Origin of the sequence: Chloracidobacterium sp. D (assembly GCF_018304685.1) — a bacterium.
Classification (GTDB): Bacteria; Acidobacteriota; Blastocatellia; order Chloracidobacteriales; family Chloracidobacteriaceae; genus Chloracidobacterium; species Chloracidobacterium thermophilum.
In genome coordinates, this window is sequence record NZ_CP072634.1 from 772,329 (window position 1) to 793,121 (window position 20,793).

19 protein-coding genes are annotated in these 20,793 nt (G+C 61.7%); 8 read left to right on the top strand and 11 right to left on the bottom strand.

Going from position 1 to position 20,793, the window contains the following annotated elements; translation table 11 throughout:
- Positions 1-63 precede the first annotated feature (63 nt).
- The 6 genes from J8C01_RS03290 to kynU form a co-directional block, all read right to left on the bottom strand.
- Positions 64-540 carry a S24/S26 family peptidase gene (locus J8C01_RS03290; protein ID WP_014099165.1) on the bottom strand — a complete coding sequence of 159 codons (477 nt, stop codon included), beginning with the start codon at positions 538-540 and terminating at the stop codon, positions 64-66.
- A 145-nt stretch (positions 541-685) separates the two neighbouring features.
- Positions 686-2,920: a tetratricopeptide repeat protein gene (locus J8C01_RS03295; protein ID WP_211432367.1), complete on the bottom strand. Its 2,235-nt coding sequence runs from the start codon at positions 2,918-2,920 to the stop codon at positions 686-688.
- A 21-nt stretch (positions 2,921-2,941) separates the two neighbouring features.
- Positions 2,942-4,135, bottom strand: a complete 1,194-nt coding sequence (locus J8C01_RS03300; protein WP_211432368.1) for a serine/threonine-protein kinase — start codon at positions 4,133-4,135, stop codon at positions 2,942-2,944.
- Between the two features lie 7 nt (positions 4,136-4,142).
- On the bottom strand, positions 4,143-4,523 hold the full coding sequence (locus J8C01_RS03305) for a DUF1987 domain-containing protein (RefSeq protein ID WP_014099169.1): 381 nt from the start codon (positions 4,521-4,523) through the stop codon (positions 4,143-4,145).
- A gap of 203 nt (positions 4,524-4,726) precedes the next feature.
- Entirely contained in the window at positions 4,727-5,410 is a 684-nt protein-coding gene (locus J8C01_RS03310; RefSeq protein ID WP_211432369.1) for a hypothetical protein, read from the bottom strand.
- Positions 5,411-5,439: 29 nt separating this feature from the next.
- Positions 5,440-6,708, bottom strand: a complete 1,269-nt coding sequence (gene kynU, locus J8C01_RS03315; protein ID WP_211432370.1) for a kynureninase — start codon at positions 6,706-6,708, stop codon at positions 5,440-5,442.
- Positions 6,709-6,807: 99 nt separating this feature from the next.
- Between kynU and prmC the strand changes: the two genes are divergently transcribed.
- The 4 genes from prmC (at position 6,808) to J8C01_RS03335 (ending at position 8,977) form a co-directional block, all read left to right on the top strand.
- Complete coding sequence (gene prmC / locus J8C01_RS03320) at positions 6,808-7,719, top strand: peptide chain release factor N(5)-glutamine methyltransferase (RefSeq protein ID WP_211432371.1); 912 nt, start codon at positions 6,808-6,810, stop codon at positions 7,717-7,719.
- A gap of 18 nt (positions 7,720-7,737) precedes the next feature.
- Positions 7,738-8,085 carry a hypothetical protein gene (locus J8C01_RS03325; RefSeq protein ID WP_211432372.1) on the top strand — a complete coding sequence of 116 codons (348 nt, stop codon included), beginning with the start codon at positions 7,738-7,740 and terminating at the stop codon, positions 8,083-8,085.
- 83 nt (positions 8,086-8,168) lie between these two features.
- The gene (locus J8C01_RS03330; protein ID WP_211432373.1) at positions 8,169-8,642 is read left to right on the top strand and encodes a hypothetical protein; all 474 of its coding nucleotides are present in this window, start codon (positions 8,169-8,171) and stop codon (positions 8,640-8,642) included.
- A gap of 83 nt (positions 8,643-8,725) precedes the next feature.
- Positions 8,726-8,977 (top strand): hypothetical protein, encoded by a 252-nt coding sequence (locus J8C01_RS03335; protein ID WP_211432374.1) that lies wholly within the window; start codon positions 8,726-8,728, stop codon positions 8,975-8,977.
- Positions 8,978-9,051: 74 nt separating this feature from the next.
- Here the strand turns inward: J8C01_RS03335 and J8C01_RS03340 are convergent, their stop codons facing one another.
- The 4 genes from J8C01_RS03340 to J8C01_RS03355 form a co-directional block, all read right to left on the bottom strand.
- Positions 9,052-10,644, bottom strand: a complete 1,593-nt coding sequence (locus J8C01_RS03340; RefSeq protein ID WP_211432375.1) for a glycosyltransferase family 39 protein — start codon at positions 10,642-10,644, stop codon at positions 9,052-9,054.
- A gap of 6 nt (positions 10,645-10,650) precedes the next feature.
- Positions 10,651-11,763 (bottom strand): radical SAM protein, encoded by a 1,113-nt coding sequence (locus J8C01_RS03345; protein ID WP_211432376.1) that lies wholly within the window; start codon positions 11,761-11,763, stop codon positions 10,651-10,653.
- 138 nt (positions 11,764-11,901) lie between these two features.
- Positions 11,902-13,200: a DUF1501 domain-containing protein gene (locus J8C01_RS03350; protein WP_249355472.1), complete on the bottom strand. Its 1,299-nt coding sequence runs from the start codon at positions 13,198-13,200 to the stop codon at positions 11,902-11,904.
- A 21-nt stretch (positions 13,201-13,221) separates the two neighbouring features.
- Positions 13,222-15,315 (bottom strand): DUF1800 domain-containing protein, encoded by a 2,094-nt coding sequence (locus J8C01_RS03355; protein WP_211432377.1) that lies wholly within the window; start codon positions 15,313-15,315, stop codon positions 13,222-13,224.
- Positions 15,316-15,545: 230 nt separating this feature from the next.
- Here J8C01_RS03355 and J8C01_RS03360 point away from each other — a divergent pair, with 230 nt between their 5' ends.
- From J8C01_RS03360 to J8C01_RS03375, 4 genes are all read left to right on the top strand, one after another.
- Positions 15,546-16,886 carry an inositol-3-phosphate synthase gene (locus J8C01_RS03360; protein WP_211432378.1) on the top strand — a complete coding sequence of 447 codons (1,341 nt, stop codon included), beginning with the start codon at positions 15,546-15,548 and terminating at the stop codon, positions 16,884-16,886.
- Between the two features lie 19 nt (positions 16,887-16,905).
- A complete protein-coding gene (gene lnt, locus J8C01_RS03365; RefSeq protein WP_211432379.1) occupies positions 16,906-18,501 on the top strand; it encodes an apolipoprotein N-acyltransferase in 1,596 nt (531 codons plus the stop codon).
- A gap of 61 nt (positions 18,502-18,562) precedes the next feature.
- Complete coding sequence (gene cysS, locus J8C01_RS03370; RefSeq protein WP_211432380.1) at positions 18,563-19,966, top strand: cysteine--tRNA ligase; 1,404 nt, start codon at positions 18,563-18,565, stop codon at positions 19,964-19,966.
- 39 nt (positions 19,967-20,005) lie between these two features.
- A complete protein-coding gene (locus J8C01_RS03375; RefSeq protein WP_211432381.1) occupies positions 20,006-20,380 on the top strand; it encodes a hypothetical protein in 375 nt (124 codons plus the stop codon).
- 120 nt (positions 20,381-20,500) lie between these two features.
- Here the strand turns inward: J8C01_RS03375 and J8C01_RS03380 are convergent, their stop codons facing one another.
- Positions 20,501-20,734 carry a hypothetical protein gene (locus J8C01_RS03380; RefSeq protein WP_211432382.1) on the bottom strand — a complete coding sequence of 78 codons (234 nt, stop codon included), beginning with the start codon at positions 20,732-20,734 and terminating at the stop codon, positions 20,501-20,503.
- Between the last annotated feature and the right edge of the window lie 59 nt (positions 20,735-20,793).

The window sequence follows — 20,793 nt, forward strand, 5'->3', positions numbered from 1 at the left end:
ATCTCCAGCAAGCCTTGGTCAGGGGCGAACAGAAGGTTGCCTGACGAAGAGCAAAGAAGTGCTTCAGGCCGATTTGACCTTGCGGAAGCGCCAGCGGTGGAGCCACCCGGCGAGGCGTGTCCGCAGACGACGCCAGAACGTGGTCAGATCATGCCGGACGCCATTACTTTCGATGCGCAGGACGCGCCCAACGACGTTGGAAACCGGAACGGAGACATCGAGACCCTCAGCCGCATCTCCACGGGTTACAACATAGGTCGTGGCATGGCGTTGCTCGAAACGCAGAATGCGATGCACGACGGCTGTTTGGCTGCTTGTGCAAAGCAGAACAATGTCTCCGACACCGAGCTGAGTGGTTGGCACCTGCTCAACGGTCAGCCAGTCACCATCAGAGATGGTGGGGCGCATGGTGCTGCCATTGACACGAAAGCGATAGACGCCATCGCGCATCAGTTCCGCCCGCGCCGTCCGTAAAATGTCGGGCGATTCCAGGGTGTGTTCCCGAATGGAAGACGTTTTGGTTTTACCGGTCGTCCGCATGTGCTACGCCCCGCCGGGAGATGAGTTGAAGAGGCTTTTCAGGGTTGCAGCGCCTCCATATTAGTGTGAGCCAGACTGGCATTTCAATCGTGTCCGTTGGATTTTGGGTGTCCGGCTTGTCGCCCCGTACCACACTGGCCGTCTCCTATGGACGACGGTACGCCGCCGGAACCACCGTGACGAGATTCCCACCACGGGTGGTCACCTGGGCCAGGGCGTCACGCAGAACGGACACGAATTTATCAAACGGCATGCCCTCAAAGAGCGGCAGGTCGCTTGTGACCGCCACACTCAGCGTTAGAACCCGGTGGGGCGAGGAAGCGTGCGGAATCCCTTTTTGCTGGATGGCTGCACACAGATGTTCGGCCCGCTCCCGTCCCTGCTCAGCATCCGCATCGGGGATAAGTACCAAAAAGCCTTCACCAGGGTCATAGGCCGCCATGCCGCCTACTGGTGCGAGTTGGGCATCGAAAAGCCCGGCGACGACTTCCAGACATGGCTGGCGAAAAGCGGCCGGATAGGACGCAAAGAAGTCGAGCTGTGCCAGACACAGCGTGAGCGGATAACCCTGGCGTGCCGCGCGGTTCCACTCGCGTCCGTGCAGTTTCTGAAATTGCGCCAGTGTCAGGAGATCGCTCAGCCGTCCGGCACCCGACGGCTCGGCGGCCCGGCTGCCTGTCAGGAGATTCGCCAGCCCGCCTGGCACTTCAAACGACAGCGGTATCGCCGGTGGCAGAGGGGCTGCCACCGGAAGCGGCTGTGGTGTGGCCGGCAGAAGGGCGGCATTGGGATCGAGCGAGATTGCTTCCGCCTGCAGTTCGGCAGCTTTGTCCGCATCACCCCGCGCCTGATACATCTGCGCCAGCACCATGGCTTCGCGTGCGGCATCAGTTTTTCGTCTGGCCTCGGCATACAGGTCCTTGAGCTGGAGGCGCGTTTCCAGAACATCCGGCTGGGCGGCCACCATCCGTTCAACCAGTGTCAGCCGCGCCTGCATCAGTTCCGGGTTCTGCACCAGGAGACTGTCGAGCAGGGCGATGCTGTATTCGCCCGATGTCGTCTCGGTGCGTTCCACCGACGGCGTTGTTCCGGCCGGTGAGGTTGCCCCGGCCGTCATGCGGTCGTAGTAGCCGGCAGCCGAGGGAGACTCAAAACCTTCCGGGAAACTCATCGCCGCTGCGGGGGCCGGATCATCCGCCTTGTGACCGGCCAGGGCTTTGAGCCGCTGCCGCGCCTTGCGGCTGGGTTGATGCCGGATGGCCTGTTCAAGGGCGCGGATGGCATCGGCCTCACGTCCGGCATCGAGATAGGCCTGGGAAAGCAGGTCAAGGGTGCTGGCCAGCTTCCGCTTCCCGCCGGACTGCTCATACACCTGGGCCAGGCACTCAATAGTCGGAATGTGGTTGGGATGGTGTTCAAGAATACTGCGCAGAATGGCCGTTGCACGTTTTTTCTGTCCGCGGTCGAGAATCAGGTTGAGGAGGCTGCGGACGATGTGAACGGCACGGTCAAACGCCTCGCGTTGGACGCAGGCTTCAGCCACTTCCAGGCAGTGCTCGAAGCGACTCTGGTCAATGGCAAACAGGCGGTCGAAGGTGGCTTCGGCCGCGTCGAGTTCTCCCCCTTGCAGGTAAGCCCGCCCCAGCACCACAGCAAGTTCGAGGTTATTTGGCGTCTGGCTGATCTGCTGGCGAATGCGCTCGCAGCCGAGCAGCGCCTGTCCGGCGGCAATGCACGTTTCAGCATAGCCCCCCAGCGCGCTGGTGCTGTCGGGGCGGATGGAGAGGGCGCGGTCATACGCGCCGAGCGAGCCTTCCCAGTCCTGCTGCCGCCGCAGGGCAGCTCCGGCCGCCAGGAATTGCTCGAAAGCATCCGTGCGTTGGCCGCTGCGCAGGTGGACTTCCGCCAGTTCGCGCTTGACCTGCCCATCGCCCGGATCGAGCTTGGCCAACTCCCGTAGCGCCGAGATGAGCGTTTCCCGGGTGCCATTCCGGCGGGCAGCCTCGGCCGCGTTCCGGTAGTCCTGTTTGGCGTCCGCCACCATGCCCTGTTTCCGGTGCAGGTTGCCCAGCGCCAGGCTGTATTCCGGCTGGTCCGGCTGCAACCGGATGATCTTCTTGTACAGTGCAATGGCCTGGGGCAGTTGCTGCTGCCGGACGTAGTGTTCGGCCACCATGGCAAAGCGCCCGGCAGCTTCCTGTGTCCGGTTGACCCGCTGGTAGATGTCGCCCAGGATGTTGGCAATGGTGACATCCCTGGGGTCTGTCCGCGCCACCAGCTCATAGTCCTTGATGGCGGCTTCGAGCTTGCCCTGCTGGGCATGTTTTTCTGCCTGCCGGAGGGTTTTTTCACGGTCAAAACTGCGGGAAAAAAGTGCCATGGCGGTTTCCGAAGTGGGTAGTCAGTGGTGGCTGAGGGGCCTGAGAAGCCGCACGACTTCCTGTGCGGTTGGGCGTGACGAAGGGACTTTGTGCAGCATGCGCATGGTGACAGCTTCGAGGATGGGCGGCACATCGGGTGCCAGACTGGCCAGCGGTGGCGGTCCACTCTGCAGGTGCGCCGTCATCAATGCCGCCACATTGCCATTTTGTGCCGTAAAGGGCGGTCGCCCGGCCAGGATTTCGTAGGTGACAATGCCCAGACTGTAGATGTCGGCCCGTCCATCGTAGGGGAGAAAACTCAGGCGCTCCGGCGGCATGTACTTGGGTGTCCCGACGATGAGGCCACGGGTCGCTTCCGGGTGCGCGCCATCTTCGGGGGACATGAGCTTGGCCAGGCCGAAGTCGAGCAGTTTGACGACCTCGCCCGTCGGCGGGCGGTGCAGGAAGATGTTGTCCGGTTTGATGTCGCGGTGAACGATGTGCATGGCGTGGGCTTCGGCCAGAACCGATGCCACCGGGAGGATGATGTCCAGACACCGCTGGGGGGAGAGCCGCCCCAGCCGTTTGAGTTCCTGCCCCAGCGTTATGCCCTGCAGGAGTTCCATCACCAGGTAGGCAAGGCCGTTTGAGGAAATGCCGAAGTCAATGACGTTGACGGCATTGGGGTGCTGGACACGACAGGCTGAAATGCCCTCGCGCTTGAACCGTTCGAGTTCTTCGGGCGTGACACTGATGCCCTGGGGCTGGAGGATTTTGACGGCGACGGTCGTGTTCAGCGCGAGGTGTGTGGCCTCATACACGGCACCATAACCACCGGCGCCGATTTTGCGTTCGAGGCGGTAGCGCCCGTCGAGCACCGTGCCTGGCAGGGCTTCCGTGTAGGCAGAAAAAATCGTCTGGGCGCGCACCTGCGAATGCAGGAGAGCTTCCTGCGCGCGGATAAGGGCCTGGTTTTTTTCAAGCAGTTCCCGGTTTTTGGCTTCCAGTTCGTGCTGAATGCGCAGCAGGCGGCTCTGGGTGGTGTCCCCGATGCCGGTCATTTTGACCGCCTGTTTGAGCAAAGCACGGTACTTTCTGACCAGTTCTGAAAACTCCCGTTGCCACTCTGCCACGTTGGGCAGACCTTCCGTAGCAATTCGCTCGGCCGTGGACAGAACGGCGAATTCCGCAGCAAAGACTTCTTCAGCAGCCGTTTTGGGTTTTGGTTCAGCCATGCGGCCATCAGGACGGGATCGCTACGAATTTGAAGGGAATCGAGAAGTCTTCGGCGAATTCTTCTCCGTGTTCTCTCATGTCGTCGTCGTCTTCATAGTAGTGCCAGTTCAGGGTGACGGTCCGCCCGGCTTTGACGGCATGTTCAACCATTTCCAGAATGGTGATGATGCACTTCGAGGAGCTGGTGTTGAAATAGTCCAGACGAAAGTTGAGTGTAATGGGCGTGAAAGACTCGATCAGGTAGAGCGACAGCCAGTCCAGAACCGGTTGGTAGAAGTGCATCGCGTTTTCTGGATACGAATCGCCCTCCATATTGAGAATGCCTGTGGCGGCGTCAAAGGCGATGCGGGGTGTTGCTTTGGTTTTCTCGATGTACAGGGTTTGCATAGTTGCCAACCTCGCAGGCGGTTGAGGGGTAAAGCCGCTACAGGCCAACCGACGCTGGTGTGAAACAGACCAAAGGGCACGTCAACGGTTGTTGACTGTGGTTCACACAATAAACGAAGTCACTGTTGACTGCAAAAGAGGAGCAGGACTGAAGCTGGCTACGTCTTGGGAGTGCCATTTCCGGGGAGGTTGGACCGAACCTGTTACCGGGATGGTGCCGAACAGACCGGCCAGCGGGCATAGAAATCAGGCAGTTCCGGCAGATGGAGTTGCTGTCCCAATTCGGCAATGCGTTCCTGGCAGGTGATCTGTGAGCCTTCGGAAGGCAGGTGCAACCGGGAGTCAGATTGCACGGTGGTGTGGGCTGTGTCGCGGGCACGGCGTCCCCCACGGCGGGCCTGCCAGTGGACGTACAGCCGGATGGCGTTCCAGGCAATGAAGATGTTGGGACCGGGCAGCAGACCGAGCAGCAGTGTGAGAGGCAAAAGTGCAGTATTGACCCAGATGCCCCGCTGGTGGACGGCGAGGCGTGCCTCCAGCCAGCTCGTCCAGTGGGCGCGCACGGTGTCATCATCCAGTTCTCCGTCGTGGATGATTTCGACGGTATCCGCATGGGCTAACGCCCGCAGCAGACCTTCGGCCGGGTGCGTCCACTGTTCAAGCCAGAGCCAGATACGCCGGATGCCGCGCCAGAAGCGGTTGGGTGGTGTGTGCAGCAGGTGCGCAGCTTCTTCCCGAAGACGATACGCGCGGCGCACAAGCCGCTGCGTCAAGCCTTCCGGCGGAGAGCTGTCTTCGGCCGGGAAGGCTTCGGGCGGTGCGTAGAACACCCAGCCGCGTACCGGGCAGCGGAGGGCATAGACTCGGACGGTGTGCAGGGTCTTCACAGCAAGCAGGACTTCTGTGGCAGGACGGGTCAGGTTGTGGCAAGGCGGTTGCGCCAGACCTGGGCAAGCTGCCACACGTCATGAAAGCTGGTGTACAGTGGCGCAACGGCCATCCGCAGGATGTCCGGTTCGCGGACGTCCACAATCAGGCCTTGTTCCTGAAACCACGCTGCCAGCGGGCGTGCTTCCGGTACACGCCAGGAAAGCTGTCCGCCACGGGCAGCCGGATCGCGTGGGGTGATGAGCTGAAGGGGAAGCCCATCCAGCAGCGCCAGCGCGTAGGCCGTCAGCCGGACCGCTTTCGCCCGCAATCGCGCCATCCGGGCGCGGTGAAACAGGTCGAGGGAAGCGCGCAGGGCCGCCAGCGACAGAATCGGCAGGTTGCTGAGTTGCCAGCCGGCTGCACCGGCGGCCAGTTCGTAGGTGTCAGGCATCAGGAAGCGGGTGTCGGCGCGGTGTCCCCACCAGCCGACAAAACGCGGCAGGTCAAAACGTTGGGCATGGCGCGCATGAACGAAATAGCCCCCGACGGCGCCGGGGCTGGCGTTGACGTATTTGTAGTGGCACCACACGGCACAATCCACGTCCCAGTCGTGCAGCGCCAGGGGAACGTTGCCAATGGCATGCGCGGCATCTATGCACACGACACAGCCCTTGGCCCGGGCCTGGGCAACAAGTGGCGCCAGCTCGAAAAACTGTCCTGTGGCATAGTTGACTGCCCCCAGCAGCAGGAGCGCCACCTGGTCGCCTTCGCGCTCCAACTGCTCCAGCATGTCTTCAGTGCGCAACAGGTCTTCGCCCGGACGGGGACGCATTTCCACTACGGCTTCACGCGGGTCAAAACCGTGAAAAGCCGCCTGGCTGAGCGCGGCATACCGGTCGGACGGAAAGGCGCGCGCTTCCATCAGGATTTTGAAGCGTTCCCGCGTCGGGCGGTAAAACGAGGCCAGCAGCAGATGCAGGTTGACCGTCAGACCATTGGCCAGCGCGACTTCATCAGGCTGTGCACCGACCAGTTCCGCCACCAGCGGACGGAGATCGGCGTCATAGTCGGCCCACGGGTGCGGCGGGGTGAAATGCCCGGCGACGCCCAGCGACGCCCACCGGTCAAGTTCCGTCAGGACGGCCTGCCGCGCAGCCACCGGTTGCAGCCCCAGCGAGTGACCGCAGAAGTAAAGCTGCAGCTTGCCCGTTGCTGGATTGACCGGAAAGTGAAAGTGCGTGCGAAAGTCGGCGAGTTCATCGGCGCGGTCGAGTTCCCGCGCAAAGGTTTCATCGGGACGAAAATTGAGAAACATAGAGTGTTCCGTCGGTTGACCCACGGGGCGGCAGGGTGTGGCCGCTGCCGGCGGGTGTCACATTTCGCACCGGTGACGTACCGGGCAGGTGCAGGGCCTATGTCAACGACATTTGGTGAACTCGTCAAGGAAGGCGCTCGCCTCCTGGCGGCCGGTGGGGTGGATGAGCCTTACCGCACAGCCGGCCGCCTGGTGCGGGAGTTGCTGAACGTGGATGCCGTCACACTTGCGGCCCACCCAGAGCATACGGTTTCCGACACAGACGCCGAGCTGGTACGCCGGGCCTTCCACCGTCGGGCCGACGGCGAGCCGCTTCAGTACATCACGGGCTGGCAGAACTTCTACGGACGCGACTTTCAGGTAACGCGCGATGTGCTGATCCCACGCCCGGAAACCGAACTGCTGGTGGAGGTGAGCCTGGAGCACATCCGCACCCGTCCGCAGCCGGTGTGGCGGCTGCTGGATTTGGGGACCGGTTCGGGCTGTCTGGCCGTGACCCTGGCGGCGGAAATCCCGACGGCGCAGGTTGTGGCCGTGGATATTTCGCCGGCGGCACTGGCTGTGGCTGCCGCCAATGCCCGGCGCCATGGCGTTGCGGAGCGCGTCCGGTTGGTCGAGAGCCACTGGCTGGACGCCGTGCCCACTACGCCGCCGTTTGATCTCGTGGTGTCGAATCCACCCTACGTGGCGCAAACGGACTGGCCAGCGCTCCAGCGGGAAGTTCGTGACCACGAGCCGTACGTGGCCCTGGTTGGCGGAGAGCAGGGAACCGAAGTCTATGCCCACCTTCTGGCCGCCCTGCCGCCCTATCTGGTGGCCGGCGGGAAGTTTGCCTGTGAGGTTGGGTTTGAGCAGGCGGCACGGGTTTGTGCCATGGGCGAAGCTGCCGGCTGGCGGGTGGAGCGCGTCATCCACGACCTGCAAGGTATCGCGCGCACCGTGGTCTTTACGTTTCCGCAGGTTTTCAGCGACAATCACCGGACTTGGCTCGGCCAGGGAAATGAAGGCTGAACCCGGAGGTGCGCTGTCATGGAAACCAAGCCGACGATTGAAACCGTTCTTGAACGTCTCTCCGCCATGGAGTCCCGAAGCGCTGCCAGGGAGTCCCAAATCATAGGCCGTCTCGAAGCACTCGAAACGCAGGTGTCGGGGTTTGGGGTGCGTCTCGAAGCCCTTGAAGCCCGGGTGTCGGGAGTTGAATCGCGTCTTGATGCCTTGGAAACACAGTTGAAGGAAGGCTTTCAGAAGGTCAACGACGGACTGGAGATAATGAAGTACAAGCTGGAAATCATGACGCAGGACATTATGGATGTGCGCGCTGCCATGCGAAAACTTGATCGCCGCATACCAGGAGGGCTTGAACCCTCAGTTGCCTGAACCGCCCCACTGTCAGCCGCCACCGTTACATGGGTGGGAACGGTGAACAGGGAAATCAAATCTGAACCTGGAGGTGTGCTGCCATGGAAACCAAGCCGACGATTGAAACCATTCTTGAACGTCTCTCCGCCATGGAGTCCCGAAGCGCTGCCAGGGAGTCCCAAATCATAAGCCGTCTCGAAGCACTCGAAACCCAGGTGTCGTCGTTTGGTACGCGTCTCGAAGCACTCGAAACCCAGGTGTCGTCGTTTGGTACGCGTCTCGAAACACTCGAAACCCAGGTATCGTCTTTGGGGGGGCGTCTCGAAGCACTTGAAACCCAGGTATCGTCTTTTGGGGGGCGTCTCGAAACACTCGAAACCCAGGTGTCGTCGTTTGGTGCGCGTCTTGATGCCCTGGAAACACAGGTGACGGAAGGCTTTCAGAAGGTCAACAAAACACTGGAGCACATGAAGCACAAGGTGGAAATCATGACGCAGGACATTATGGACATGCGCGCCAGCCTGCGTGCACTTGATCAACGCATACCCAGAGCGATTGAACCCTCGGTCGCCTGAAATACCCCACCGTCAGCCGCCACCGTTACGTGGGTGGGGACGGTGAACAAGGAAATGAAGTCTGAACCCGGAGGTGCGCTGCCATGGAAACCAAGCCGACAATTGAAACTGTCCTTGAACGTCTCTCCGCCATGGAGTCCCGAATCACAAGCCGTCTCGATGCTTTGGAAGCACAGGTGACGGAAGGTTTCCAGAAGGTCAATGCCGAACTGAAGCTCATCAACCGCAAGCTGGAAATCATGACGCAGGACATCATGGACATGCGCGCCCGGGTACGGGATGTCGAACACCGCATGGATGATGTCGAAAACGAAGTCCGGGCGAAGGCAAGCTAGGCTTTTGGCCGGCCTGTATGCACTCCAGAAACCAGTCCTTGGCAACAGGGAATCCAGCAGTGACGTGCAGCGCGTCAGCGCGTCACTTCAATGACACGCACCTTCGGATAGGCGTCCGGGAAATCCACCTGGCGCACAACGTGAAAGCCCGGCACGGCCAGCGCGTCAAACTTCTCTGAACGATAATCGAGAATGACCCACGCACGCCGTACCCCTTCTTCCCGCATCAGGCGTTCAAGCTGATTGTGCCCCACAGGTTCACCGGTCGGTGTCATCTGCGCCGGGTAGGTCATCCCTTCCAGTCCATAACGCGGCGCGTAGTAAGCCAGGCAGACATCCATGGCGTCGGGATCAATGACCACCCGCTCTCCGGGCCGGGACTCGCGGCGGATGAACTCCAGCGCCGGACGCAGATCGCTGTCCCGCGCTGTCGTGCCGTAGTGAATCCGCGTACCCTGCCAGAACAGCGTCCCGACACACAGGCCAATCAATGCCAGACGCCACCCGGCAGCACGTATCTGATACAGCCCGACGGCCGTGAAAAACCAGAAAGCGGGCGTCGTGAAAATCAGGTAGCGGGCCAGCTCCATGCTGCCCTTCCGCAGCGACAACCCACTGGCAAGCAGCAGGGGCAGAACCAGAAACAGCACCGGCAGGGCCGCCCGTATGTCCGCGCGCGCCAGCTTCAGGTTGTGCCACAACCCGATGCCCATCAGAGCTGTCAGAAACAGGATGAAGACAATGTTGAACGTCAGCGGTTGCCAGAAAAAGCTTCCCGGCAGGTTCACGTGTTCCACGATGAGCCGCGTGAACCAGTCCCGGATGTGATCGAGATAGATGGCATAGCCCAACGTGGTTTCCTGGAAGTAGCCCACAACCTGCCAGCCGGCGTCAGCCAGCGTGAGCGGTTTGCGCCAGGTTTGACCGCGCTGCATCTGCGCTACGATGACTTCAACCCACGGGGCATACAGCAGCGCCATGACGCCTTGGGCGATAAACCAGCGCCGCGTCTGACGGCGGGTGGCCGCGCGCGTCGGGCCAAAGGCCGTCAGCACGAAGTGTGCGTTGACCGCAAGGACAGCCAGCACGGCAAAGTAGTGGCAGTACATCGCCGCCAGCGCCGCCCACAGGTACACCGCCAGCCCGCGCTCCACACCGCTTTCACGCCACATGGCGTAGCCGCGCAGTGCCACCAGCACCAGCGTCATGACCAGCGGGTACATCCGGGCTTCCTGGGCAAAGAATATCTGGTGCGCGGAAACGGCCATCAGCAGCGTGGTGGCCAGCGCCACCGAACCGCTGTAGCGGGGCGCGATCAGGCGGAAAACAGACACCAGCGCGGCCAGGCTGGCGACAACGGAAAGCGACCGGACGGCCGCTGCACTGTCGCCAAAGAGGTTCATCCAGATTTTCAGCAGGATGTAAAACAGCGGCGGATGCACGTCCGCGGCGGCACACCGGGCAATCCCGGTCAGCGACCGCCGGGCGACATCAAGGGAATACAGCTCATCGAGCCAGAGGTTCTGCTGCCCGATGTGCCAGCCGCGCAGCACGAGCGCCAGCGGCAGCACTCCACACCAGAACAACCAGCCAGACCAGTCCCGCACCGTTGTGGAAGGGTTTGCGTCGGCAGATGAACCGGCGGGGGAAGTGACCAGCGCCGTCACAGCGACTCAGACGAAATTCGGGTTGTTGTTCGGATGGCGCAGCGTCCAGAGCACCTTGTTGATGGGATGACACCGGCAAATCGGCTGGCATTCATCCACGTTGATGGACGCCATGACCTGCTTGCGCCGTTCGCCTTCCCAGATTTCCCTGAAGCTCTGGGTGCTGAGATCGCCCAGACAGAATTCCTCCTGCCCACGGGTCTGGGAGCAGTAATACACCTTCTTGTTGGCCTCGATGACCGGAAAAAACGTGGCATAGCACTTCCGGTAGGCGCTGCGTTCGAGGTCGGGCGCAAGGACGCCTGCAAACTGATCTTCCTTGACGAAGACGCGGAACGTCTCCGTCTCGTACATCTGCCGGGCGGCGCGCGCGCGATACAGGGCGTCGAGATAAAAATCGCGGTCGTAAAACTCGCTCGAGGACTTGGGATGCAAAATGACCGGCTTGATCTGGAAGTAGTCAATGCCGGTTTCCCTGACGCGCCGCGTGGCTTCCTCAACTTCGGCAAGGTTGGTCGGTTCGACGGAAATTTGCGCGCCAATCTGAACTTTTGACCCCTGGCGGCGCTTCTCTTCAGCCAGGTTTGCCAGATTGCCCAGCACCTTCTCGAAATCGTTGACCTTGTGAATCTTCTCACGGGTTTCGGGTGTGCCGGCGTTGAGCGAAATGCGAATCCAGGTGCAGTGCCGGGCCACAACCTTCGCCTTTTCAGGCGTCAGCAGACCACCATGCGTGATGATGGCCGAGTCCACGCCCTTGTGCGCCGTGTATTCGACAAACTCCATGAGGTTCGGATTGACGAACGGCTCGCCGCTGCCCGAAAAAATCATGCTTTTCGTGCCCAGCGTGACCAGCTCGTCGAGCAGCGTCCGGTAGAAGGACAGCGGCATGATGCTCGCATCCGGGTTCGCCTTTTTGGACTTGTCATCGCCCTTGTGCGAGCCAAAGTACCCCCCGTGCATGCACCACGTGCAGAAGTGGTTGCAGATGGTTGAAGGGCTGAGTTCCATCGTAATCGGATAGACGTTCTTGCCCTGCCACCAGTCGTACATCACATCCATGTGCGTGAAGAGCTTGAGCGGGGAAAACACATCTGTCTTGAGATCGGGCTGGTGCATGGTCAGTTGCGTTCCTTGCCGTGAGGAAAAACTTTCAGAAACAAACAAAAGATGCGTACGAATCCGTACGCATCTTTCGGAGAAGTCGGTGTGGCGTCAAGCCGTTGGCGTGTGAGGCTGCCGTAGTGGTTGCCGCCGTCAGCCCCGGCGGGCGAGAACGCCGATGAACTTGGCCGGCTGAAGGGTGTAGCCGGGGAAGACCGGCTGCGCCTGTGCAAGCCCCAGATGCCGCACAACCACTTCGGCCAGCACGGTGCGAAAGTCCGTGGTCACGGGAAGATCGCGCCCGTCGGCAAGATTGGCCGGCGCCAGTTTCGGTACGTCTCCGTAAACCCGCCCGCCGTGCACGGTGCCGCCGACCACAAACATGCACGAAGCCCGTCCGTGGTCGGTGCCACCGGCGCCGTTCTGGCGCACGGTACGCCCGAACTCGGTCATCGTCAGCACGAGGGTGTTGTGCATCTGCTCTGCGCCCAAGTCCTGTACGAAAGCAGCAATGGCGCTGCCAAAATCGCGCAGCAGACGGTTGAGTTGCCCGGCGGGTTGTCCGGGAGCGCCCTGGTTGGCATGCGTGTCCCAGCCCCCGCAGTCTGTAAAGGCGACTTCGAGGCCGACATTGGCCTTGATGAGTTGCGCAATCTGGCGCAGCGACCGGCCGAGCGGTGAGTTCGGGTAGGTTGCGCCATGTTCGGGCTGGAAACGCGACGGGTTGGCACGCTTGAGAAACCGGATGGCTTCAAGGGTGTCCTGCCCGGTATGGCGCAGCGCATCGGCCGCAGCCTGGGCGTACATCTCCTCGAAACCGGATGTCACTTTGCCGGTAGCGCCTCCGGCGCGCAGCTCGAAGGCTTGCAGGTCATCGAGGGCAATGACGTCGGCTTTCCCCTGCAGGGTGCGTGGCGTCAGTTGGGTGAAGGATACTGCCCGGAATGGCGATGCCTTCTGGAGCGGTACGGCTTGCAGGTAGCGGTTGAGCCAGCCATCGGGCGTGCCTTTGCGGCCCGGCGTGGCCGATTCCATGTAGTCCTGCGCGTCGAAGTGCGAGCGGGTGCTGTCGGGCGAGCCGACGCCGTGGACAACGGCCAGTGTCCCGGACTGAAACAGGGGCAGCAGCGGGGCCAGATGGGGACTGAGACCAAACCGCCCATCCAGGTCGAGGGCCGCGGCCGGATCGCCTGGTTTGGGTGGGGCTACGGCCAGAAGCGGGCGCGACTGGCGGTAATGCTCGTCGCCATACGGCATGACCGCGCTCAAACCGTCCATTGCGCCGCGCTGGAAGATGACTACCAGCCGTTGGCGCGGTTGGGCAACCTGGGCTTCGGCTGCACGGGCATACCGCTGAAACAGATACCCGAAAGCGGATGGCGTCAGCGCCAAAGCCCCCAATCCGCTTGCGCCAAAGCGGACGAACTGCCGACGGGAAATGTGGTGCGACATAGGCTTACCCTCCTTTGGAAACTAGCGGCGCTGGAACTCCGGTGAACCCAGAATGAGGCCGGTCAGTTGTGCGGTGAGGGGAAGTGGCGTGTCCGCCTGGGCAAAGGCTTCAAGCGCCAGATCATAGCGGCGCATCGCCGGGTTCACGCCCGGCGCGAAGGCCTTTCCGGGCGTGCGCCGCGGCCGTGGCATGGCCGGCATCATGGACGCATCATCGTTCTCCGCATCTCCATCTTCTTCTAACACCGGTTCGTTGTCCGGTGTGGTCGGCGTGCGGACTTTGAGACGGGTGCGGTCGCCGATGATGTCTTCAAGCGCCCGGTACGTCGTTTCGGAGACACTGCCGCCAACATAGCGGGCCAGAAGGGTCTCGATGAGCGCCCGGCCGTCATCACCGGAAGCTGTAGGCGGAAGCTTGACGCCGGGCAGGTTGCCGCTGGCGAGCACCAGGGCAAAGTTGAGGCGGTTGAGCAGGGCCCCGGTGTTGACCCAGGCTTCGGCAACATCCTTGTAGCCCGTCGGCGGCTGGCAGCCGTAAAGCGGCATGCCCATCCGTGCCAGCGCCCCGGTCAACACCTGGGCATCTGTGATTTCGGCTCCGGCGGCGCGCAGCGTGCTGGCGACGAATTCCAGCGGCGTCTTGACCTTCGCCTGGTAAACCGCCGGATCGAAGAACTCCGGCGACTCAAAAATGGTTTGCAGGCAGGCGCGGATGTCTCCCTGCGTCCGCTCAAACGTAGCGGCCACCCTGGCGACAAGGCCGGCCGGCGGCTCATCGGCGACAAACCGGCGGCACAGTTTCGTGGCGATGAACCTGGCGGTTGAAGGATGCCGCGCCAGCAGCGTCAGTACCATGTCGCCGTCCCGTTTGCCGCCGCCGGCTGGAATTTTGACGCCCAGCACAACCTTTTCACCCTGATCGTGCGCCCAGTCGCGGTAAATGAACGAGCCGGGCGGCACATCGGCTGCGCCGGGCATGCCAGGGCGGGCAAAACGGTCACGGCGCTGCCCGCCGAAGGGCTGGTGGATACTCCAGCCTGTGAAGCACCGGGCCACTTCCTGAACATCCTTCTGGGTGTAGCCGCCGTCCACGCCGAGCGTGTGCAGTTCCAGCAGTTCGCGGGCGTAGTTTTCGTTGATGTCGGGCTGTCGCCGTTGTGCCGCACCCGGGTTGGGGGGAGTTGCCGGTTTGGAGCCAGCTTGCGCTGGCGGCGGGAAAGGTCTCTGCATGCCACCACGGTTGAAGATGCCGCCCGGCCCAAGTCTTCCCCGGCCGAAGCCTCCCCGGCCTAATGGCCACTGTCCCGGTTGCCCGTTGCCGGGACGCACGCCGCCAAGGGGACGCCGTTCCCGGCCGGGCAGCTTCAAATCCGGCGTGACCGACTGCCAGTTGTCCAGGTAGAACAGCATTGCCGGGCTGTGGGCCGTGGCGCGCAGCAGGTCTTCAAACCGCCCCAGGGCATGGGGGCGGATGGCATCGCGTTCGTATTCGCTGAGGAAGACGCGCACAAGGTTCTTGCCGGCAAAAACGTTGAAGTGATTGAACCAGAAATCCGTCATGACCTCCTGCAACTGCCGTTCGCTATAGACAGCACGCAGCAGTTTGGCCTGCTGGAGGTCGCTGACCATCCGGCGCGGGTTGCGTTTTTCGTCCCCGAAGACTTCGCGGTAGCGTTCCATCATCTGGCGACGTTCCTCCGGCGGCAGCTTGGCGAGGGCTTCTCCGGGGTTTTCAGGGAGGTTGCCGCCCTGACGGCGGAGAATCTCCTGTCGCATCTGACGCGCCTCGGCTTCCAGCCGGACCAGCTCGGCCGTCGGTGTTTCCAGCATCGGCAGACGCTTCAGCCGGGCTTCCACGGCGCTGTCGTCAATCGTTTCGGGATGAAGCTGCTGGGCAATGTACTGCCGCAGCCCCAGACGGCGGACGCGCTCAACATCGCCGGGCCGTGGGCCGTAGCCCAGACGGTTGAGAACGTGGAGAATCCGTTGGTCTTCGGTCAGCGCCGGGGGGTGAGTGGTTTCGGTCAAGCGGGGCGCGGCCGACAGGGGCATCAGCGGTGACAGGAGCAGCATACCGGCCAGAGGCAGACTCAAAGCACGGGAGAAGCAGGGCATAATCGTCATTCGTCCTTGCCTGGAAAATTCGTCTGGAAAATTCTGGAAGCCAGTGGCGTCCACCACGGGCAGCCTCGCTGTGCTATGAGTCCGGTCTGCCGGGAAAAGTTTGGCAAACAGGCCCTGCCGGAGCGCGTCCGGCGCGTGCCGATTGTTCATGCCTATCCGGTCTGTGGTAGTTACGCATCTTTGCGCGCAAGGCGCAGGTATTCCTTTCTGCGAGGCTTTCCATGACTGAAAAGAACAAGACTTCCATACCCAGCCCGGCCCCGATTGCCGAACCGGCGGGCAAGCTGGGGGTGCTGCTGGTTGGGTTGGGTGCGGTCAGCACAACGTTCATTGCCGGCGTCGAAGCCGTCCGTCGGGGCAAGGCGCTGCCGATTGGCTCACTGACCCAGATGGCCTGCATCCGGCTGGGCAAGCGCACCGAAAATCGCAACCCACGCATCAGGGATTTTGTCCCGCTGGCGACCCTCGATGATCTTGTCTTTGGCGCCTGGGACATCTTTCCCGACTCGGCCTACGAGGCGGCACTGCATGCCGGGGTTCTGGAACATTCGCTCATCGAAGACCTCAAGCCGTTTCTTTCCAAAATCAAGCCCATGCCAGCCGCTTTTGACCGCAGCTACGTCAAGCGGCTGGACGGGCGGAATGTCAAGCCAGCAGCCAACAAGTACGAACTGGCCGAACAGCTCATCGCCGACATCGAGAACTTCAGAAAAAAGCACCACTGCACGCGCCTGGTCATGATCTGGTGCGCTTCGACCGAGGTCTATCTGGAGCCGGCGCCGAAGCACCACGGCACGCTCAAAGCCTTCGAGGCGGCAATGAAAGCCAACCACAAGAGCATTGCGCCTTCGATGCTCTATGCCTACGCCGCACTCAAATGTGGCGTCCCCTTTGCCAACGGCGCTCCAAATCTGACCGTGGACATCCCGGCGCTCATTGAACTGGCGCAGATGAACCACGTGCCCATCTGTGGCAAGGATTTCAAAACCGGGCAGACGTTTATGAAAACGCTCATTGCGCCGGGGCTGAAATCCCGCATGCTGGGGCTGCAAGGCTGGTATTCCACCAACATCCTGGGCAACCGGGATGGGGAAGTGCTCGACGATCCGGAGTCTTTCAAAACCAAGGAAGAGTCAAAGCTGTCCGTGCTGGAATACATCCTGCAACCGGAGCTGTACCCGGAGCTGTACCGGGATTTTTCGCACGTCGTACGCATCAACTACTACCCGCCACGTGGCGACAACAAGGAAGGCTGGGACAACATTGACATCGTGGGCTGGCTTGGCTACCCGATGCAGATCAAGATCAACTTCCTGTGCCGGGATTCGATTCTGGCCGCGCCCCTGGTGCTGGATTTGGCGCTGTTCCTGGATTTGGCCCAGCGCGCCGGCATGCGCGGGATTCAGGAATGGCTGAGCTTCTACTTCAAAAGCCCGATGGTCGCGCCGCAGCTTTATCCCGAACACGACATCTTCATTCAACTGATGAAGCTGAAAAACACGCTGCGCCACCTGCGCGGCGAAGACCTCATCACCCACCTGGGGCTTGAGTATTACGACTGACGGGAGCCGCCGCGTGGAGATGGCTTCTGCCGCAAAGCCCAAGACCGGCCGGCCGGCGGCGTGGTGGGCGGGCGTCAGTCCGTGGCTGGCCGCCGTGGGGAGCGCCGGCCTCCTGACGCTGGCCTTTCCGCCGTTCGGCTTCTGGCCGCTGGCTTTCGTGGCGCTGGTGCTGCTGCTCTGGGCCGTGACTTCGGCGGAGCGGCTGGTGACGGCCGGACTGCTCGGCTGGCTGTTCGGGGCGTTGTTTTACTACGGGTCAAGCTGGTGGGCGACGCACTCGCTCATCGTCTATGGGGGAATGTCCACGCCTGTTGCCTACGTGCTGATCGGCGTGGCGGCCGTTCTCGTCGCCATACCGACGGCACTGTTCGCGTTGGGGGTTCACCTGACGACGCTGCGGGAGCCGTCGCCGGGATGGTGGTGCATCCCGGCGTGGTGGTGTGTGTGCGAGTGGCTGCGCGGTGAGGTACTTGCGTTCGGGTGGAATTCGCTGGCCAATGCCGTGGCGCTGGAGCCGTGGCTGGCGCGCGCGGCCCGGCTGGGCGGACATTACCTGGTCGGGGCCATGGTGACGGCCTTTGCCGCCGGCGTTGTCTATGCCCTGCGGCAGTGGCCGCACCGCCCGGTACGCGCGCTCCGGGGGCTGGCGGCCGGAACGCTGGCGCTGCTGCTGCCGTCGCTGGCGGCATTGACCGGCGCGTTGCGGCCGCCCGAATCTGACAGGGAAGCTGCGGTGGCGGTCATTGCCGTCCAGCCCTGCGCACCCATGCTCACGAAGGTGATGTCAGCCTACGAGCAGGCCGAAGCCCGGCAAATGCAGCTTGCTTTGGAAGGGCTGCGCGCCGCGTCAGACAGCGCGCGCCGAATGGTCATCTTTCCAGAGTCGCAGATTGCCCTCGATGCCGACCGGCCCGGCGCTGAGCAGTCCCTGCGGCCGCTTCTGGCACAGGGGGCCTGGGTGTTGACCAATGCCACCCGGCGGGTTGGAGATGGTTTTGCGAATACTGCGCTGCTCTACGCGCCGGATGGCAGCACGGCGGAATACCAGAAGGTGCATCTCATGCCGTTCGGCGAGTATGTCCCGCTGGGCCGGTACCTTCCGGTGGAGTTGCCGACGTTGGCCGTGGAAGCGCGTCCCGGAAAGCGCATTGTGACCCTGCCCGTTACCGATGACCTGCGGCTTGGCGTGGGCATCTGTTTTGAGTCGGCTTTTCCGTCCTTGCACCGTGCCTTCCGGCAACAGGGAGCGACGGTACTCGTCAACCTGGCCAACGATGGCTGGTTCGGCCGGACGCCGGGCAGCGAACAACACCTGCGGCATCTCGTCTATCGCGCCATTGAAACCGGCTGCCCTGTTGTTCGCGTCACCAACGATGGCATCAGCGCCCTGATTGACGCCGGAGGGCAGGTGCGCGATGTCATCCCACAGGGACAACCCGACGTGCGCGTGTGGCTGGTGTTCCCGGCCGCCAGCGGGATGACACCATACGTTGTCGTGGGCGACCTCTTTGCCTGGAGTTGTCTGGCAGCCGTCGTCGGCAGGCTGCTGTGGCGGCTCTGGACGCGGATTCGGTTCTACACGGAAGCCATTACGGATTTGGTCGCGGGAGAATAAACTGCCGGCCTGCCGCCGAACGGTGTAGCATCCGGTGTCGTGTTGGGGGACGACCCAAGCCATGAGCATGCACTTTTTCAACTCACTGACGCGCCAACGGGAGCCATTTGTCCCGCTCGAAGGGCGGCGGGTACGGATGTACGCCTGTGGGCCGACCGTCTATAACTTCGCCCACATCGGCAACTTCCGCACGTTTGTCTTCGTGGACATCCTGCGGCGGCATCTGAAGTGGCGCGGTTATGAACTGCTCCACGTCATGAACCTGACCGACGTGGACGACAAAATCATCCGCGACGCCCGCGCGGCCGGACTGCCGCTGCGTGAGTTCACTGAGCGGTACGTGACGCATTTCTGGGAAGATGCCGACGCGCTGGACATCGAGCGGCCGGAAGTCACACCCCGCGCCACCGATCACATCCCCGAAATGGTGGCCCTCATCGGGCGTCTCATCCACTGCGGCTGCGCCTATCACAGCGACGGCTCGACCTACTTCCGCATTGCCTCGTTCCCCCGGTACGGCGTGCTGTCCGGGAACAAACTGGCCGGAAACATCGCCGGCGGAAGCGCCCGGGTTGAAGCTGATGAGTACGAGAAAGACGACGTACGGGATTTCGTGCTGTGGAAGCGTACTCAGCCGGATGAACCCACGTGGGATTCACCGCTGGGTCCCGGCCGTCCCGGCTGGCATATCGAGTGCTCGGCCATGGCGATGAAGTATCTGGGGGAGTCGTTTGACATTCACTGCGGCGGCGTGGACCTCATCTTTCCCCACCACGAGAACGAAATTGCCCAGTCGGAGGCGGCGACTGGGAAGCCTTTTGCCCGGTATTGGCTGCATGCCGAACACCTGCTGGTGGATGGGCGCAAGATGTCCAAGCGGGAAGGCAACTACTACACGCTGCGCGATCTGCTTGACCGGGGCTACCGTGCGCGTGCGGTGCGGTATGTCCTGGCGGCCGTGCCGTATCGCAAGCCCCTGAACTTCACGCTGGAAGGGGTGGAAGCCGCCGAGCGGCGGCTCAAACGGCTGAACGAGACCGTACGGCGGTTGCGCGAGGCTGTTCCAACGACGACCAACCAGGTGGATGAAACGGCAAAAGTCGTAGCTGACATCCGCCAGAGCTTCGGTGCAGCCATGGATGACGATCTCAACACGGCGGAAGCGCTGGCAGCCGTGGCGCAGCTTGAAACGACCGTCAACATTGCCCTGAGTCGTGGGGAACTGACCGAAGCGGCAAAGGCGGCGGCATTGGCCGGCTTTGAAGATGTGCAGGCCGTGTTGGGAATTCTCGACCCGGCACAGCCGGAGTTGCTGCCGGCTGACATTGAAGCCCTGATTGCCGAACGTCTCGCGGCACGCAAGGCCAAAAACTTTGCCCGTGCGGATGAAATCCGGGCGCAACTCGCCGCCCAGGGCATCATTCTGGAGGATGGAAAAGACGGAACGCGCTGGCGCCGGGCGTGAGAATTTGGGAGTATAAAGCAAAATAAGCATCTTGTAGTTGTGCAAAGCCACTTGGCTGAACCAGTGAAAATGCAAGTCAGGTATTACCGCTACATATCGGATCAATTAGGTGAAGGGCGAATTTTAGTAAAAAACGTTGAGGCCTTTCTTGCCGTCAATCCACAAGCACAGATTAGCACAAACGTGACGGCTCCCTTATTCAGGGTATCACTCAATCAACGCCAAGTAGGACTCAAACCACGTGGTGTTGAACTCGTTGAGTTCGATCCATCCAGTGGCAGTATTATAAGTCGGCTATTTGTTCCAGTCACGACTCCATCTGACTTTGAAAATATCCAGGTCAGTCAGAGTTATCTTATCAATGGCAAAGGCTATGGGGTTCATCGAAAGCGTTACGAAGTCATTGGACGCTAGCATATTTTCTACCCCGTGCTTGGTTGGTAAATGGAAGAATAAGCGAATAGGTACACTTGTCGAAATATCAATCAGGCTGTGCTCCACTAACTGACACAGTATTGCTTGTGAAGCCCGATCTTACCACCTGTCTTGAGGGGAAACGAAGTAGAGTCCCTCCGGGGCCGTGCGCACCTCGCGGTCGGCTTCGAGTTCCCGGATGATCTTCCAGAACGTTTTGGGAGCGATGCCAAAGCGTTGCTGGATGTATTCATCACCGGCCTGGCTGCGCGTGATGGGAAGAAAACCTGCCTGCCGCAGGGCTTCAAACACAGCGCCGCGACGGCGCGCGGCCTCCACCGACAGTTGGGACATGGAAACCACCTGTCTGTTCGTCAAAACGACTTGCCCTGTCGGGCGCAGAGCGTAGGTTA